The sequence below is a fragment of the Shewanella sp. CG12_big_fil_rev_8_21_14_0_65_47_15 genome (assembly GCF_002783505.1).
GTDB lineage: Bacteria > Pseudomonadota > Gammaproteobacteria > Enterobacterales > Shewanellaceae > Shewanella.
In genome coordinates this window covers 17,478-34,664 of the sequence record NZ_PFGL01000056.1, presented here as the reverse complement: position 1 = coordinate 34,664, position 17,187 = coordinate 17,478, and the positions used below count along the sequence as shown (strand labels likewise).

At 47.5% G+C, this 17,187-nt stretch carries 19 protein-coding genes; 1 reads left to right on the top strand and 18 read right to left on the bottom strand.

Translation table 11 applies throughout. The features are described 5' to 3' along the window. The first annotated feature begins 47 nt into the window (after nucleotides 1-47). Entirely contained in the window at nucleotides 48-356 is a 309-nt protein-coding gene (locus tag COW15_RS15450; RefSeq protein WP_293633417.1) for an EscU/YscU/HrcU family type III secretion system export apparatus switch protein, read from the top strand. Nucleotides 357-622: 266 nt separating this feature from the next. On the opposite strand, the gene COW15_RS15445 is transcribed toward COW15_RS15450, so the two are convergent. The 18 genes from COW15_RS15445 to fliO all read right to left on the bottom strand — a co-directional run bounded on the left by COW15_RS15445 (nucleotide 623) and on the right by fliO (nucleotide 17,161). Further along, on the bottom strand, nucleotides 623-1,021 hold the full coding sequence (locus tag COW15_RS15445) for a DUF2802 domain-containing protein (protein ID WP_293633415.1): 399 nt from the start codon (nucleotides 1,019-1,021) through the stop codon (nucleotides 623-625). Between the two features lie 160 nt (nucleotides 1,022-1,181). Continuing rightward, nucleotides 1,182-1,676, bottom strand: coding sequence for a chemotaxis protein CheW (locus COW15_RS15440; RefSeq protein ID WP_007649644.1), 495 nt, complete (start codon nucleotides 1,674-1,676; stop codon nucleotides 1,182-1,184). 7 nt (nucleotides 1,677-1,683) lie between these two features. After that, entirely contained in the window at nucleotides 1,684-2,682 is a 999-nt protein-coding gene (locus tag COW15_RS15435; RefSeq protein WP_293633411.1) for a chemotaxis protein CheW, read from the bottom strand. Continuing rightward, nucleotides 2,666-3,457 carry a ParA family protein gene (locus tag COW15_RS15430; RefSeq protein ID WP_293633409.1) on the bottom strand — a complete coding sequence of 264 codons (792 nt, stop codon included), beginning with the start codon at nucleotides 3,455-3,457 and terminating at the stop codon, nucleotides 2,666-2,668. The genes COW15_RS15435 and COW15_RS15430 overlap by 17 nt, the downstream gene beginning before the upstream one ends. An 82-nt stretch (nucleotides 3,458-3,539) precedes the next feature. Next, on the bottom strand, nucleotides 3,540-4,025 hold the full coding sequence (locus tag COW15_RS15425; protein WP_293633500.1) for a membrane anchored protein in chemotaxis locus: 486 nt from the start codon (nucleotides 4,023-4,025) through the stop codon (nucleotides 3,540-3,542). A gap of 13 nt (nucleotides 4,026-4,038) precedes the next feature. Continuing rightward, nucleotides 4,039-5,166 (bottom strand): chemotaxis response regulator protein-glutamate methylesterase, encoded by a 1,128-nt coding sequence (locus COW15_RS15420; RefSeq protein WP_293633407.1) that lies wholly within the window; start codon nucleotides 5,164-5,166, stop codon nucleotides 4,039-4,041. Nucleotides 5,167-5,186: 20 nt separating this feature from the next. Then, nucleotides 5,187-7,391, bottom strand: coding sequence for a chemotaxis protein CheA (locus COW15_RS15415; RefSeq protein ID WP_293633405.1), 2,205 nt, complete (start codon nucleotides 7,389-7,391; stop codon nucleotides 5,187-5,189). A 15-nt stretch (nucleotides 7,392-7,406) separates the two neighbouring features. After that, nucleotides 7,407-8,144 carry a protein phosphatase CheZ gene (locus COW15_RS15410; RefSeq protein ID WP_293633403.1) on the bottom strand — a complete coding sequence of 246 codons (738 nt, stop codon included), beginning with the start codon at nucleotides 8,142-8,144 and terminating at the stop codon, nucleotides 7,407-7,409. 13 nt (nucleotides 8,145-8,157) lie between these two features. Continuing rightward, nucleotides 8,158-8,541, bottom strand: a complete 384-nt coding sequence (gene cheY / locus COW15_RS15405; protein ID WP_007649667.1) for a chemotaxis response regulator CheY — start codon at nucleotides 8,539-8,541, stop codon at nucleotides 8,158-8,160. A 47-nt stretch (nucleotides 8,542-8,588) separates the two neighbouring features. Continuing rightward, nucleotides 8,589-9,302, bottom strand: a complete 714-nt coding sequence (locus COW15_RS15400; protein WP_293633385.1) for an RNA polymerase sigma factor FliA — start codon at nucleotides 9,300-9,302, stop codon at nucleotides 8,589-8,591. Beyond that, nucleotides 9,295-10,176 carry a MinD/ParA family protein gene (locus COW15_RS15395; RefSeq protein ID WP_011919601.1) on the bottom strand — a complete coding sequence of 294 codons (882 nt, stop codon included), beginning with the start codon at nucleotides 10,174-10,176 and terminating at the stop codon, nucleotides 9,295-9,297. The genes COW15_RS15400 and COW15_RS15395 overlap by 8 nt, the downstream gene beginning before the upstream one ends. A 4-nt stretch (nucleotides 10,177-10,180) precedes the next feature. Further along, the gene (gene flhF, locus COW15_RS15390) at nucleotides 10,181-11,563 is read right to left on the bottom strand and encodes a flagellar biosynthesis protein FlhF (protein WP_293633384.1); all 1,383 of its coding nucleotides are present in this window, start codon (nucleotides 11,561-11,563) and stop codon (nucleotides 10,181-10,183) included. A gap of 11 nt (nucleotides 11,564-11,574) precedes the next feature. After that, entirely contained in the window at nucleotides 11,575-13,674 is a 2,100-nt protein-coding gene (flhA, locus tag COW15_RS15385) for a flagellar biosynthesis protein FlhA (RefSeq protein ID WP_293633383.1), read from the bottom strand. 86 nt (nucleotides 13,675-13,760) lie between these two features. Next, a complete protein-coding gene (gene flhB, locus COW15_RS15380; protein WP_293633382.1) occupies nucleotides 13,761-14,891 on the bottom strand; it encodes a flagellar biosynthesis protein FlhB in 1,131 nt (376 codons plus the stop codon). 17 nt (nucleotides 14,892-14,908) lie between these two features. Next, a complete protein-coding gene (gene fliR, locus COW15_RS15375; protein ID WP_293633381.1) occupies nucleotides 14,909-15,706 on the bottom strand; it encodes a flagellar biosynthetic protein FliR in 798 nt (265 codons plus the stop codon). A 4-nt stretch (nucleotides 15,707-15,710) separates the two neighbouring features. Continuing rightward, entirely contained in the window at nucleotides 15,711-15,980 is a 270-nt protein-coding gene (fliQ, locus tag COW15_RS15370) for a flagellar biosynthesis protein FliQ (RefSeq protein WP_293633380.1), read from the bottom strand. A gap of 18 nt (nucleotides 15,981-15,998) precedes the next feature. Beyond that, nucleotides 15,999-16,745 (bottom strand): flagellar type III secretion system pore protein FliP, encoded by a 747-nt coding sequence (gene fliP, locus COW15_RS15365; protein WP_293633379.1) that lies wholly within the window; start codon nucleotides 16,743-16,745, stop codon nucleotides 15,999-16,001. Then, nucleotides 16,742-17,161: a flagellar biosynthetic protein FliO gene (gene fliO / locus COW15_RS15360; protein ID WP_293633378.1), complete on the bottom strand. Its 420-nt coding sequence runs from the start codon at nucleotides 17,159-17,161 to the stop codon at nucleotides 16,742-16,744. The genes fliP and fliO overlap by 4 nt, the downstream gene beginning before the upstream one ends. Nucleotides 17,162-17,187 lie beyond the last annotated feature (26 nt).

The window sequence follows — 17,187 nt, the reverse complement described above, 5'->3', positions numbered from 1 at the left end:
GGGAAATACAATGACAATATTTGCAATAACAATCTGGACACACAGATATGACTGAAGACAATAAAACCCGGCAAGCTGTCGCCTTAAGTTACGATGGCAAAAATGCGCCTAAAATTGTTGCCACAGGGGAAGGTCTTATCGCCGAAGAAATTATCGCCCTTGCCAAGGCATCTGGCGTCTATATTCACCAAGATCCCCATCTGAGCCAATTCCTTAGCTTATTGGAACTGGGCGAAGAGATCCCAAAAGAACTGTATTTGCTTATCGCCGAGCTCATCGCCTTCGTCTATATGCTGGATGGCAAGTTTCCCGAACAGTGGAACAATATGCATCAAAAGATTGTAGAGAAAGCTTAGGAGGGGAAAAGCTAAAAGCGAGCGGGCTCTCGGTAAACGGAACGTTCGCAAGCTCACTCACAGAACGCTGCGCTGACAGAAAACCGTTGACGGTTGACGGAACGCTTCGCTTACCGTAGCGGCGAAGCAGCGTGCCGTTATCCATGAGTCACGAAGTGATATTCTGTAGCTGCACAATTACAACACCCTAGATTCTAGCAGCGGCGCTTTTGCAGCGTCCTAGCAGACCGAAGGCAGTCCTAGAATTTAGCAGCAAGCCCGAGAGACTATTTACGGTGTAATCGGATTAACAGCTCAGCTTCAGCCTTAGGTAACTCACACTCTTTAACCAACTCATCGACACCCGCCCCCAGTGCCACCATTTTCATTGCGCGAGTATAGAGTTTCGCCTGAGGATCCTGCTGCGATGATTCTTCAATCCGTTCAGACTGTTGCTGTAGCCGCTTCTCAATTTCAATCACGCGTCGACCCACGCCTATGGTACCGCTGCGTAATTCCTGTAATTCCCGTTTAAAAGATTCACGCTGACGGTCTCCTTCTTTGACTAAGACGGTTAATGCCTCGGCTTTATTGCGTAATTTACTCAACTGTTTCTGCAAATAGAGAACTAATCCTAAGCACGCAATAACATAGACTAACGCTGCGATTATAAATTCATCGCCCATCAAAAATCCTTATGCATCTCTATGATTGTCAAGATCCATCATGGAAAAGTGGTTCCCCAGCAGGTGGAGAGAATGCAAAATAATTCCCACTTTCCCATAGGTACACCGCAAATGCTGAAAACACCGGTATTGGCAGTGTGGCACTCAGCCAACCGACACCTTATAGCTGTGTTAACTCGGCCCATTCTTCGTCGGACAGTAACTTATCGAGGTCAACTAAGATCAGCAGCTCATTGTCTCGGTTACTCACACCCTGAATAAACTTAGCACTTTCTTCAGTACCGACGTTTGGTGCGTTATCAATTTCAGAGCGGCGTAAGTAAACGACTTCAGCAACACTATCGACTAAAATGCCGATGACCTGTTTTTCTGCTTCAATAATCACGATACGGGTTGAATCATCGACCTCGGCCGATTGCAGTCCAAAACGTGAGCGAGTATCGATAACCGTCACGACGTTACCGCGTAAGTTAATAATACCCAAAACATAATGCGGAGCCCCTGGTACTGGAGCAATTTCGGTATAACGCAGTACCTCCTGCACTTGCATCACATTTATACCGTAGGTTTCGTTGTCTAGCTTAAAGGTAACCCATTGTAATACCGCATCATCTTTACTTGCAGCTACGGCTGCGACATTTCTTGTATCTTTCATGTTTACCTCAACCAATTGAGTCCTGACAGCCTAAACCCGCATCAAGCATTTCAACCAAGGCTTGTACGTGCAAAATGCCACACATTTGTTCTTTCACCACACCAGCTAACCAAGGTCGTTTACCCGCTTTGCTGCGCCAGTTTACTTGCGATTTATTAATTTTTACAGCATTGACCAAGGACTCACAAGTTAATCCCCAGTTACTGCCTTCTAATAATACAACATATTGATAATTTACCGATTGCGCCAGTGTATCCGTGTATTTTTCTGGCATAACCCACGCGCAGGTATCGACAATGTTTAACTGCTCTTCCCTGTGGGTTTGTACTCCTAAAAACCATGATGGACGACCAATAATATGATTGATCCGCTCCACCTTCACTATGCCCCCCAGACTCACCAACGGCACGGCTAAGGTGAGGCCTGCCACTTTAAAGAATAGTACTTGAAACTCATCATCGAGCACTTCCTGTAGATCTTTTGTAATGCTGGGCGGGGCGATACCCACTTGCGTTTCTGGCACCGTTATCGTATCGGCAATGGGTGGTTGATGCTGAGCGGTTGTTGGTGCAGATGACAATGAAGTGGCATCTTCCGCTAAATGGTCAGAACTCACCTCCGGCGCAGCAACTACCACTTCCGGCACTTCAACCTGTGTAGGTTCACTCAGAGTGTTGCTCTTAAATACTGGTGCAAGTAATTTCTCCAACGCTGCTTTATTTACCTGCGGCGATGGATCAGTTAAAGGTAGGTTAAAGCTCTGCTCTTTATTCTTAGCAACTTGCACCTCGGCTGCCATAGCCATGCTCGACTGAGGCTTGCTGCGGTTATGCTCTGCTAAGATGGCCGCATCGAGTAATTCAGCCTCATTTTCTTCAATACTCTCAAGTGAATGAGGTTTCTCAGCGTGAGAAATAGCGGGGGAAACAACAGCAGGAGAGCCATCATCTTCATGTAGCAATAATTCAAAAAAATCAAAAACAGTCTCATCAACCGATTTTGACATGGCCAAACTCCCCAGCTAATAAAAAATCTAACAATCTTTCGTAGGCTTTTACACCACGGCTGCCACTTGCATAATGCGAAGCGGGTAAATGCGCCAAACTGGCGTCCCTAAACTTAGTATCGACAGGGATAACATCCCGCCACAGACTATCACCATATTGTTCACTTAGCACTTGCAGCGCCGCGGGAGACGCTTTAGTTCGTTTGTCATACATGGTTGGCACAACAGTGTAACTGTACCTCGTTTTTTTGGAGCGCCCCATAATCTCCATGGTTTTAACCATTCGCTCTAACCCTTTAATGGCTAAAAACTCGGTTTGAACGGGAATGACAATATGCTGACTCGCCGCCAAAGCATTAACCATCAACACCCCTAAAACGGGCGGGCAATCCACGATTGCCACATCGTATTCATCGGCGACCAGAGCAAGCAGATTACGCAGCACCAATCCCATCCCTTCTTGATGTCCTAGGGCACGATCTAAGGTCGCTAATGCCATAGTGGCAGGCAGAAGATCCAGCCCATCGACCAAGGTGGGAACAACATGGGATAGAACGAGTTCTTTCGTTAAATGGCGATGGGCAAGGAAAACATCGAAGAGTGAACCTGGGACTTCTTCAGAATCAATACCTAAGTAATAACCAAGCGATGCATGGGGATCTGTGTCAATCATCAGCACACGCTTACCTCGCTTAGTGAGAGCACCCGCTAAGCTGGCTACCGAAGTAGTTTTACCCACTCCACCTTTTTGATTCGCTATCGTCCATACTTTCAAGAAGTGATCCCTTAGTTATTAGCGTTATTCGAATAATTCACTATTAGAATCATCACCATTAATATTATTCGCATGACATTGGCTAGTCGCCTTCCCGCGTCGTCACTCTGATACCACCATTAGGCAAACTGATGATTTTTACACCATCAGCATTTTCCGAAATAATGACAGGTACAGGACCAGAGCCGTTTGTCGTATTAGGTTGCTCGGGCATGAGTGGTGTCTGGATTTGGTTATGCTCCGGCGATTTATCCAACGATTTATCCAATAGCGGAGGAATATTATCTTCAGGTGCTGTTAACGTCTCAGGACCTAAGGTGACCGCTTTTTGCTCCCCCGGAGAAGCCAGTTTCAACATGGCTTTTGTTTGATCCGGATGGGAGGCAAGCCAAGTCGCAATCGCTTCTGCTTGCTCATCTGGCACCATGAGCAACACCTGACTCGACTCTAATCGTTTAACATCATCACGTAATAAACTGATTTTTCGGTGATAATCAAGGCTCAACGCCCCTAGACAAACAATAGCAATCCCCATTAGCACCATAATAAGCACAATATTGGTGCTCACAGGAACCGTTACCTTAGCCACGCGCCGACTCTTTTAAAATGGATTCAGCCATATTGTCTAACGAGATAGACTGAGTCGCAATCCCGGCACTGGCAACCGCCTGTGGCATGCCATAAACCACACAACTGGCTTCATCCTGTGCCCAAATCGTCGCCCCCGCAGATTTAAGCATTCGTGCTCCTTCTCTGCCATCGGCACCCATACCCGTTAACACAACGGCCAGCACATCACCACCGTAAGCCTTTGAAGCCGATGCAAACGTGATATCGACACAGGGTTTGTAATTCATCTCAGCACTACCAGCGAGCACTTTAATACGTCCGCTCGAACCCGTGCGTTCTACCATCATCTGCATGCCTCCGGGGGCAAGATATGCGCAACCTGGACGCAATAAATCACCATTAACCGCTTCTTTGACTTCGATTTTACACAAGCCATTTAATCGGTTGGCAAATGCTGGTGTAAATGCCGCGGGCATATGCTGAATAAGCAAAATAGGATGTGGGTAGTTAGCCGGAAACTGGGTCAGAATTTTTTGCAGTGCCACAGGTCCACCGGTCGATGTCCCAATCAACAATAACTTATACTGTTTACCACTGGCACGAATCGAAGATGCTGTTGGCGTCCTCACTGGCGCAGATGTTGCCTGAGAATGTGCGAAGGACGACGAACCAAGCCCAGTACTGACACTCGGACGTGGTGCTGGAGTGGCAAGCGCTGGGCGCGCGATTGGACGAAATATTCTGCGGCGGCCAAGGGCTTTAACCCTTTGCTGAAGCAAAAGAATGGCATCATCTTTATTGGTCGCAATATCTTCGAAGCGCTTAGGTAAAAAATCCAATGCTCCCGCATCGAGCGCATCTAAGGTCGCTTTGGCGCCGTCATGGGTTAATGAGGAAAACATTAAAATGGGAGCGGGACACTTTGCCATAATTTCACGGACGGCAGTAATGCCGTCCATCACTGGCATTTCAATATCCATGGTAATGACTTGGGGATTAAGCTCAGCAGCCAACTTCACCGCTTCGGCCCCATTTGAGGCCGTTGCGATAACTTCCAGTTCAGGATCTTGATTGACTATTTCACTAACACGTCGTCTGAAAAAACTTGAGTCATCAACGACTAATACTTTAATGGCCATTCCATTCCTTAGCTTGGAAACTAACTTTTATTTTTTGCATAGTGCTTTAATAACCCTGGTACATCTAAAATCAGTGCAATACCGCCATCGGAGGTGATTGTTGCACCAGCCATGCCTGGTGTGCCATGTAACATAGCGCCAAGTGGTTTAATCACCACCTCTTCTTGGCCAATTAACGCATCAACCACAAAACCAATCTGCATCATGCCTAACTGCACAATAACGACATGACCATGCTTTTTATCGCCATGTTTGAACGTCGTTTTATTCCGGTGCAACCAGTGCTCTAAATAGAATAACGGCACGGCTTTATTACGTACTATGACGGTAAGCTGACCATCGACAATATTGGTCTTAGTGAGATCGAGGTGGAAAATTTCATTCACGCTCGAGAGCGGCAAAGCAAACACTTGTTTAGCCACATCGACCATCAAGGTTGGCATAATCGCCAGCGTTAAGGGAACCTTAATTTCGAGTATGGTGCCCTTACCCTTCATCGAGTCGATATGCACAGTACCGTTGAGTTGGGTGATGCGGGTTTTAACCACATCCATCCCCACACCGCGGCCCGAAATATCCGAGATCTCAACCTTAGTAGAAAAACCTGGGGCAAAAATCAGATTATAAGCTTCGCTGTCTGTCATGCGCGACGCGGCATCTTCATCGAGAACCCCACGCTTGATAGCAATTTGCTTCAGTTTTTCAGGATCCATACCTGCGCCATCGTCTTCGATTTTCAGCAGTATATGGTCGCCTTCTTGACTGGCAGATAAGGTAATAGTACCGGTTCTTGGTTTACCGCTGGCCTCACGATCATTAGGCATTTCAATCCCGTGATCGACTGAATTACGCACTAAGTGAACCAAGGGATCTGCGAGTGCTTCTACCAAGTTTTTATCGAGATCGGTTTCTTCACCGATCATGACTAAATCAATTTCTTTGTTGAGTGTACGTGCTAAGTCTCGAACAACCCGAGGAAAACGCCCAAAGACTTTCTTGATCGGTTGCATCCGAGTCTTCATCACCGCACCTTGTAAATCTGCGGTAACTAAATCTAAGTTAGCTAATGCCTTAGACATTTCTTCGTCATCACGACTCACGCCTAAACTCACCAACCGATTACGAACCAATACTAACTCACCCACCATATTCATGATTTGATCGAGTCTTGCAGTATCAACCCGTACGGTTGTTTCACCTTGGGGCACGTTTGCAGAAGCCGCCGCTTTCGCTGGGGCTTTCTCAGCAACAACGATTTCGGCCTTCGGTTTCGCCACCGCGATGGGCGCAGGTGCGACCTTAGGAGCAGGTGTGGGAGCTGTAGGCGTTGGTGCAACTGAGCTAGTTTCAGCCTTTACGGCTACTTTAGCTGGCGCACCACCTTTGCCATGCAACTCATCGAGCAGACGCTCAAACTCATCATCGGTGATTTCATCCGCATCAACTGGAGGAGTTGGTGTAACAGTGGCGGCTTTAGGTTTGGCCGGCGCTTCGACTTCCACTTTGAATTTGCCAGAACCATGTAGTTCATCTAATAGTGCTTCAAATTCATCGTCGGTAATATCATCGCTAGCGGATGACGTATTGACAGGCGTTGCTGGTTTAGCTTTAGCTGGAGCGTCAATAACAACATTCGCAGCAGCAGGGCCTTTACCTGTGCCATGTAAGGCATCGAGCAGTGCCTCAAATTCCGCTTCGTCAATTTCATCAATGCTTGAGTCGCCATTATGTGTCACTTCAACGGGCATGTCTTCAGCAACGATGACAACTTCAGCTTCAACTATAGGTTCAGGCGCGACTTCGGCCGCAACTTGACCTAATTCGGAAGGCAGTGGCGCCCCTGAACTGAGCATTTTGAGCTTAGCTAATAAGGCTGGATCGGCAGGATCTTGCTGCTCGCCCTGCTGGGTTTGCGCAAACATGGTATTGATGGCATCCACTGCCTGCAAAATAATATCCATCAGCTCGGCATTGACACTCCTTTTCCCTGTACGTAACAGGTCGAAAGTGTTCTCCGCTTCATGACAAACATCGACCATAGGGGTCAAACTGAGAAAGCCGGCGCCGCCTTTAACGGTATGAAATCCCCTGAAAATGGCATTCAGCAAGTCAGTGTCATCAGGATTATTTTCAAGGGCAACAAGTTGCTCCTGCAGCAGTTCTAAAATCTCGCCTGCTTCGATTAAAAAGTCCTGGAGTATCTCTTCATCTACATCAAAGGCCATCAAATTGACTCCCAGTTAGAAACCCAGACTCGATAGAAGATCGTCCACTTCGTCTTGACCCGTTACCACATCTTGACGAAGCTCGGCATTCATTATCGGGCCTTCTGCTTCAATATTATTCTTCTGAGTAATCTGACTCTCAATTACCGGCTGCTCACCAAATACCGTCAGCATAGACACCAGATTACTTTCAACTTCCATCACCAGATCAATCACGCGGCGGATCATTTGCCCCGTGAGATCCTGAAAATCCTGCGCCATCAGTATTTGATTAAGTAACTCACGTAACCGATTCGAGTCCTGTTCGCTACGCGACATCAAATGCTGCACATCATGGCAAAGCACTTTAAAATCCGCTAATGCGATATCCCGGCGCATCAACCTGTCCCAAGCGGGCATAACCCGTTCAATATTAGCGGTTAATGCATTGGCCAATGGCAAGCACTCTTCGACCGCATCCATGGTTTTATTTGCCGCTTGTTCCGTCATATCAATGACGTAACTTAATCGTTGTTTGGCATCCGGTATTGCAGTATTGGCCAGTTCCACTAATCGATTATCGACTTGGAAGTCCATCAACGCGCTGTGAAGTTGTCGGGTTAGTTTACCGACTTCATCAAAGAGTTCTCTCTGTAGCGGAGCTGCGAGTTCCCGAAATAAATCATCTGCCTGAGATTGCTCACCCGCACTTAATAGTTCAACTAAATGCCGAGCTTGCTCGAGCGTGATGAGCCCTGATGTATATGACTTCATAGCTCATCCTTGCTCAAGCGAGTCGTTCGAATATTTTATCTAACTTCTCTTTCAACGTAGCTGCGGTAAAAGGTTTAACCACATAGCCATTCACTCCCGCCTGTGCGGCAGCGATAATTTGTTCACGTTTTGCCTCAGCAGTCACCATTAATACGGGTAAATGCTTGAGTGAATCGTCTGCGCGAATAGCCTTCAACAGGTCAATTCCCTGCATGCCGGGCATATTCCAATCTGTAACAACGAAATCAAAATCCCCCTTTTGCAACATCGGCAGGGCGGTTGAGCCGTCGTCTGCTTCTTGGGTGTTATTAAACCCCAAGTCTCGCAACAAGTTCTTGATGATACGTCTCATTGTTGAAAAGTCGTCAACAATGAGAATCTTCATATTCTTGTCCAAGGTTTCCTCCGGTGAGCTGACATTCTGTGCTCGATTAATAATTATACTTATGTCCAGTGCTTGAGCTTGCCTTTGAGTCGCAACATTGCCTGACTTAATATCTGGCTAACCCGCGATTCGCTTACCTCAAGAATGGCGCCAATCTCTTTTAAATTCAATGCTTCATCGTAGTACAGCGATAACACTAACGCATCTCTTTCTGGCAATAATTTTATTGCCTCAACTAGCGCAGAATGAAATTGGGTCTCGGCTAATGCCTCAAACGTACCATCGTCAGACCTATCGCTCGGAGTTAGTATATCCTGCGATACGCCTAAGTCTTCTATCCCTATGATTTTTCCGACAGAAACATCGTTAAGGATATGATGGTACTCATCGAGCGTCATATCAAGTTTTTCTGCAATTTCTGTGTCGCGCGCATCACGACCTAAAATTTGCTCTAACTCATCAATAGCTTGTGCGACCCTACGATTGTTACGGTGAACGGAACGAGGAACCCAATCACCACGGCGGATCTCGTCCAGCATGGCACCGCGGATCCGTATACCAGCGAAGGTTTCAAATTTTGCACCTTTGCCACCATCAAACTTGGATGATGCTTCGAGTAATCCCATCATCCCAGCTTGCAGTAGGTCATCAAGCTGTACAGAGGCTGGTAATCTGGCGAGCAAATGATGTGCAATTCTTTTAACCAACGGAGCATACTGTTCAACGATAGATGATTTATTGTCTAAACAAGTATACGCTGCGGCTTTACTCACTCGTTTTTTCCTCTTGAAAATCTGGTCGTTGTACTAAACGTTCAACGAAAAACTCCAAATGCCCACCAGGTTGCTGCGGAACGGGCCAGCTCATGATTTTATTTGCCAACCCTTGATACGCAATTGCGGCCGGAGACTTAGGATAAGCCTCTACCACTAACTTTTGCTTACGTACCGATTTACGCAGATTTTCATCAAATGGGATGGTCGCAACAAGCTCGAGTGCGACATCTAAAAATCTGTCGGTCACTTTACTGAGTTTAGCAAATAATTCCATCCCTTCGCGTAAACTGCGCACCATGTTTGCAACAATTTTAAAGCGGAAAACACCGTGTTCACGGCTGAGGATTTTGATCAACGCATAGGCGTCGGTGATTGAAGTGGGTTCATCACAGACCACGACCAAAACGTCCTGCGAAGCGCGGGAAAAACTGAGCACCATATCTGAAATCCCCGCAGCGGTATCCACCACTAGAATATCAAACTGAGTACGCATCTCACTGAAGGCGCGAATTAATCCAGCATGTTGAGCGGGGCTGAGTTCGACCATCCCTTGAGTACCCGAGGTGGCCGGAACTATACCTATGCCCTTAGGACCGCGGACAATAATATCGTCAAGCTCTGCATCACCCGATAATACATGGGAGAGGTTACGCTCGGCACGGATCCCCAACATGACGTCGACATTTGCTAAGCCAAGGTCAGCATCGAGCACTAAGACTCGCTTGCCCTTCTCGGCCAATGCCACTGCGGTATTAATAGAGACACTGGTTTTACCCACGCCACCTTTACCGCCCGTGACCGCAATTACTTTCACTTTTTCGTTATAGGGTTGATTCATCATACGTAAACCACTTGCTTGATCCAGGGTCATAACTCTACTCAAATGCACAGGTCATATTATCTGACCACGCTGCGTCTTGTAATGATTGTTGTTCTGTACTATCTAATGCCGCCAGCGCTTGCTGCGCCAACATCAAGGTATCCGCGACTTTCATATCTTCAGGAACGCGTTGACCATCAGTCACATAGCTTAATGGTAACCCACTTTGGATCAACACACTGAGTGCACCTGCTAAAGAAACAGATTCATCAAGTTTTGTGAGCACCGCACCAGATAAAGGAATACGTTTAAAATGATTAACGGCATCTTGCAGCACTCGCCGCTGCCCTGTGGCAGACAGTACCAGATAACTGCGGATTGGTATTCTGCTATTTGCAGTTAAATTATCAAGTTGCTGGTAGAGCCGCATATCCCTTTGTCCCATACCCGCGGTATCTATCAATACTAGCTTGCGATTTCTGAACTGATAAAGAATTTGCTCTAGCTCATGGAGATCATGGGCTTGTTTTACGGGGCAGCCCATTATTTTGCCATAGGTCGCCAATTGCTCATAGGCACCAATGCGATAATGATCCGTGGTAATTAATGCAACTTGTTCTGGGCCGTGATGGGCAGCAAAACGTGCGGCTAACTTTGCCAAAGAGGTCGTTTTGCCCACACCAGTGGGGCCAACCAAGGCAACCACACCACCTTGACGAACAATATCATCACCTTGATTATCCAGCATATTAGCTAAACTTTGGGGCAAAGCTCTGACTAATTCGGCGGGGGTATAATGCTGGCTTAGTGCCGCCAGTTTTGCAGCAACCGCGGGGGAGAACTCGGCTTCAAGTAATTTAGATTCGAGCATAGCACCAACGGGATCGATGCGTTTTTTATGTTCCGTCATCAAAGAGGACACTTGATGTGTCAATAAATTACGCAATGAGGCTAATTCATCCCGCATGGCTTCGATATCGGCACTCTGCTTCTGTGATGTTTGTGGCTTCTTATCAAATGCGGCTGGCGCTTCTCTCCGTTCGGTCTTCGGCGCTGCTGGAGCCTGCAGACCTTTCGCCCATGCGGGTAATTCCGCATCAACTTGCTGATGGGATAATTGTTGATTTAAGCGGCTTTGTTGCTTTTCAAGTAAAGCTTGCAACGAATCTGCGGGCGCCGAGGGTTTAGCACGAGTCTCGGCGCGAACGGGTTGCTTCCCACCGAGGGAGACGAGATCGTCACTCACATCCATAAAAGTCGGTGCTGGCGCAGTTGCGGGGGCTTTTGCCTTGGGCTCATCATAGTCAACGGCGGCCACAATCTCAATGCCGCCATTTACCTTTTTATTCGACATAATCACGGCATCTGAGCCGAGTGTTTCTTTCACTTGGGCCAGTGCGGCACGCATGTCTTTGGCAAAAAATCGTTTAATCTTCACTTATGCGTCCTCTACTGGCCGACGGCAGATACGATGCGTATTTGCTTTTCATCGGGGATTTCTTGGTAAGAAATCACTCTGAGATTAGGAATAGTATGTTTAACAAAGCGCGATAAGGTTGCGCGTAACATACCAGACGTTAGCAATATGGCGGGCTGTCCGACCATTTCTTGCCTTTGAGCGGCATCGGCTAATGACTGCTGCATACGCTCGGCAAGACCGGGTTCAATATTTGGACCATCACCACCGGTTGCTTGCATTGACTGATGCAACATCTGTTCCAACTCTGGCGCCAAAGTTATGACGGGGATTTCGAGTTCGGGGCCCGAGATCTCTTGGACTATCATGCGCTTCAATGCAATACGAACTGCCGCGGTTAATACCTCGGTATCATTACTCTTAGTGCCGTATTCTAACAAAGTTTGCACTATGGTACGCAAGTCTCTGACCGAAACTCCTTCATTTAATAGGTTTTGCATCACTTTTACGACACTACCCAGCGGCATGACATCGGGAATAAAGCCATCCACCAGTTTAGGCGAGTGTTTAGCAAGCATATCCATCAGCTGTTGCACTTCTTCGTAACCGAGCAGTTTTGCCGCATTATTAGTCAGTAATTGGCTGATATGGGTCGCAACCACAGTCGCAGCATCCACCACTGTGTAACCTAAGGTTTGTGCATGTTCACGCAATTCTGGCGCAATCCATACGGCTTCGAGTCCAAAGGCTGGATCGCGAGTTTCAATGCCATCGAGCTTGCCATAGACCTGACCCGGGTTGATGGCTAGTTCGCAGTCATGGCGAATATCCGCCTCGCCAACTACAACCCCCATCAGGGAAATACGGTAGGCATTGGGTGATAAATCTAAGTTATCGCGAATATGCACCGCAGGAACAAGGAACCCTAGCTCCTGAGACAGTTTTTTACGTACACCTTTGATACGGCTGAGTAATTCTCCACCTTGACCTTTATCCACCAATGGAATTAACCGATAACCCACCTCTAAACCAATAGTATCGACATGGTGTACATCATCCCAGCTTAACTCTTTTGGTTCCTTGTCGTGTCTTTCAATTGGGCCGGACTTGACTTGCTCTAACGCTTTTAGACGTTTGGCTTCATTGCGCTTAAATACAAAATAGGCCGCACCCGCCGTAATAACTGCAAAGCTTAAAAACGCCATATGGGGCATGCCAGGCACTATCCCCATCACAAACAACACGCCCGCCGCAATACCTAATGACTTATGACTGTCAAACATCTGACTCATCAGCATTTGGCCCATATCGCCGGATTCATTTTGACGGGTCACCATTAGGGCGGCGGCAATGGAGAGTAACAGACCAGGGATCTGCGCGACTAAGCCATCACCTATGGTGAGTAAAGTATAAATTTCAACGGCCTGCGAAAAACTTAAACCGTGTTGAACAATACCAATGATGAAACCACCGAGGATGTTGATCACGAGGATCATAATCCCAGCTATCGCATCCCCCTTTACAAATTTTGAGGCACCGTCCATCGCACCATAGAAGTCCGCTTCTCGGGTGACTTCCGCACGGCGTAATCGAGCTTGATCTTGGTTCAATGTCCCCGCATTAAGATCGGCATCGATGGCCATTTGCTTACCGGGCATCGCATCTAAGGTGAAGCGGGCACTCACTTCAGCAATACGCCCAGCCCCCTTAGTTACCACCGCAAAGTTGATAATAATCAAAATGATAAAAACAACCAAACCCACAGCATAGTTGCCGCCAATCACCACGGAACCGAAGGCTTCAATCACTTTACCCGCGGCATCTCCCCCATTATGACCTTCGAGTAACACCACACGGGTAGAGGCTACGTTAAGTGCGAGACGTAACAGGGTGGCCACTAAGAGCACGGTCGGGAAAGCGGCAAAATCTAAGGGTCTGTCGGTATAAATGGCAACGAGCAATACAATCAATGCGAGCGCAATGTTAAAGGAAAATAACACGTCGAGTAAGAATGGCGGGATAGGCAGCACTATCATAGCTAATGCCGCAAGCACCAGCATAGGTGTACCTATGCCTTTGAAAGAGCTGAGCTTCACCTGTTTTACTTGACCCAGAGTCGCTTTAACATCCATTCACTGTTACCTAAACTTTGACGTATAACAGCACAAAAGCAAAAATCACGCCAAGAAAGTGAGTCGAGTAACATCGGCTTGGGAGGTCAATATTTCAGTTCATCTGGAATGGGCTGATTCAATGGAATAGGGATAGGTTTGCGGCCTCGGCCTTTTTGATATTGCCGTAACTGGAACACATAGGCTAACACTTGAGCCACTGCGGTAAACAGGCCCTCGGGGATTTGTTGATCTAGCTTAGTGGTATGATAAATGGCCCTCGCCAGCGGCGGCGCTGACACAATCGCAATATTGTGTGCCCGTGCAATTTCACGAATTTTAAAAGCGACATCATCCACTCCCTTGGCAATCACAAAGGGCGCGGCGGAACGAGTCACATCATATTTTACCGCCACGGCATAATGCTCAGGGTTAACGACGATCACATCGGCAGTGGGTACTTCAGCCATCATACGGCGCTGGGCGAGTTCGCGTTGCATTTGACGCACCCGTCCTTTGACCTCTGGCTTACCTTCGGTATCTTTATATTCGTCTTTTACTTCCTGCTTAGTCATCTTTAACTGTTTATTATGATTCCAAATTTGAAATGGCACATCGATGGCCACAATCAATAACACCGAAGAGCAGAGCAAGATAAACATCCACACCAAGAGATCTAAGGCATGGTGTACATTACCGGGTAAGTGATCGCTGGATAACAGCATAATATCGTTAAAGTAATGACTTAAGAGTAAATAAGCCGCGATAGCAACCACGGAAAATTTAGCGATGCCTTTGGTCAGCTCGACTAAAGCCTGCACTCCAAACATGCGTTTAAAGCCGGCGATGGGGCTCATTTTACTGGCTTTGGGCATCATAGCTTGGGTCGAGAAATTCATCCCGCCGAGGGCAACGTTCCCCATAAAGGCCACCACCACAATCAGCAACATGATTTTAAGCATGGGCCAGGCAATTTCCCCGGCAACAACGCCCCAGACATTAAACATGTGGTTAGTGTCGTAAATCTGAGCCCGATCCATGGTAAACACCCGCTCAAACACGCGGGCAAGCGCCGTGGCTATTCCGGGGCCCAGCATATAAAAACCCGTTGCAGCCGACAATAGCACTGTGGCTGTGCCTAGCTCTTTAGAGCGAGCAACCTGCCCCTTCTCCCGCGCCTGTTCGAGGCGCCTCCCTGTGGGTTCCTCGCTGCGTTCGCCGCTACTTTCTTCTGCCATCGAGTACTCCCATCATGCTAGTGCAAGCCGTCGGCTTGACACTGAAGCCCCAGAACATCACAAAGCAAAAGCTGTGCCGATATCCACACTTCATCGAAATGCGCCATGACGGGCGTAAGGGTTAACCAGAGGATCAATAGCCCCCCAATCATAGTGATTGGAAAACCAATGGAAAAAATATTCAACTGTGGCGCCGCCCGTGTCATCACCCCGAAAGACAAGTTAACCAAGAGCAAAGCAATGATCGCCGAGATTGACATAGTTAATGCCGCACCAAACATATAGGAACCCCAATCGGCTAAGGCTCGGTAGCTAGTGAGCGTTAACCCTTGATTCGAAACTGGCAAGGTATCAAAACTGGCCACCAGCATACGGATCATCAATAAATGCCCGTCGACGGCGAGGAAAATCAAGGTGGCAAGCAGTAGGAAAAAATTACCAATTACCGGGGTCTGTTGCCCTGAACTGGGATCGACCATAGAGGCAAAACCTAGACTGGTTTGCATCCCAATAATCTGCCCCGTTAGTACAAAGGTTTGCATCAGCATTTGTGTCACAAACCCCATGGCGGCCCCAATGATGATCTGCTGCGCGGTAATAAACACTGCACTTAAGGAAAATAAGTCCGCATTTTCAACCGGGGGTAAAACGGGTGCTATCGCAAAGGTGATCGCCATTGCAAGCAGTAGACGCACTCGAGCTGACGTGGTTGCTGCCCCAAAGACCACCATCACCATTAGCATGCTTGCGACCCGAAATAACGGCCACATGTAAGAGGCGATAGTCTGCATTAGGGTATCGAGCAGCAGCTCCATCGGCTTAACCTATCACTTGGGGAATACGGTTAACCATCTCAAGAAAAAAATCCATGAGGGTTTGCACTAACCAATGCCCCATAAACATCAGACCAAATAAGGTCACTAGCAAACGAGGCAGAAAACTTAAGGTTTGCTCGTTAATCGAGGTTGCCGCTTGAAATACGGCGACAATCAGACCAATCCCTAGTCCAGGCAACACAATGGCAGAGACCATCATCACAATGACGGCCAAGGCTTCACGGAAGATATCTATTAGCGCTTCTGGAGTCATAGTGGCTTCCCCACTCGTCTAACCAAAACTATTGGCTAGGGTTCCCATGACGAGTCCCCAACCATCGACGAGCACAAACAACATAATTTTAAAGGGCAATGACACTATCATAGGCGATAACATCATCATCCCCATGGCCATCAAGATACTGGCAACGACCAGATCCAACACCAAGAAAGGCACGAACAACATAAAGCCAATTTGAAAAGCCGTTTTAAGCTCACTGGTAATGAAAGCGGGCACTAACACACTCATGGGGGCTTCTTCTGGGGAATGAATATTCTGATACCCCGAAATTTCAATAAAGGTTTTTATATCTGTGGTACGCACTTGACCCAACATGAAAGCCCGCAGTGGCTCCTTACCCTTATCAAAGGCTTGCTGTAGCGTAAGCTGCTCATCAATATAGGGTTTAACACCTTGGTCATAAATTTTATCAAACACGGGCGCCATAATAAAAAAGGTCATAAATAGACTCATACCAATCAGCACTTGATTAGAAGGCGTCTGCTGCAGCCCAATCGCTTGGCGCAAAATTGACAGTACGACGATAATGCGAGTAAAGGACGTCAGCATAATGACCATCGCGGGTAAAAAACTCAGCGAAGTCATTAATAGCAAAATCTGCATGGTCACTGAGTATTCGGTCGAACCATCGGCTGCCGTTTTGACTGTGACCGCTGGCAAAACCCCATCGGCCGCACCAGCCGATACGGCAAACAAGAGTGTACTAAACCCGATTAAGCTGAGGATGAACTTCATCATTGTTTTAATTTCGCCTGCCGTAGCTTGTCCGCAAAGGATGCCGACTCAATTTGAATAGGTTCTGCTAATTTATCAATTAAATTCACTTGTTGTGCACTGACGCCCAACAAATACTGCTGCTCGCCAACTTGCACTAGCACCAACCGCTCTTTTTGCCCAAGGGAGGTCACGGCAAGGGTTTTCAGTACATTATTGTGTGTTGGGACTAAATTAAATCGCCTTAGCAGGTAGGCCAAGGTGAAGATAAGCAGTAGCACGAGGATCAAGCCGCCGAGCATACTGGCGGCGGAGGCGAGTTGTGATGGTTCGGAAACCTTGGTCGTTGCTGCGACGGTTGCCGCAGTACCTTCATTGACTACGGCGGCCACATCCACCTGAGTGGCTGACACTAAACTCAGTATTACCGGTATGCTCATCTCTCGTTCCAACTCGTCCAGCGGCT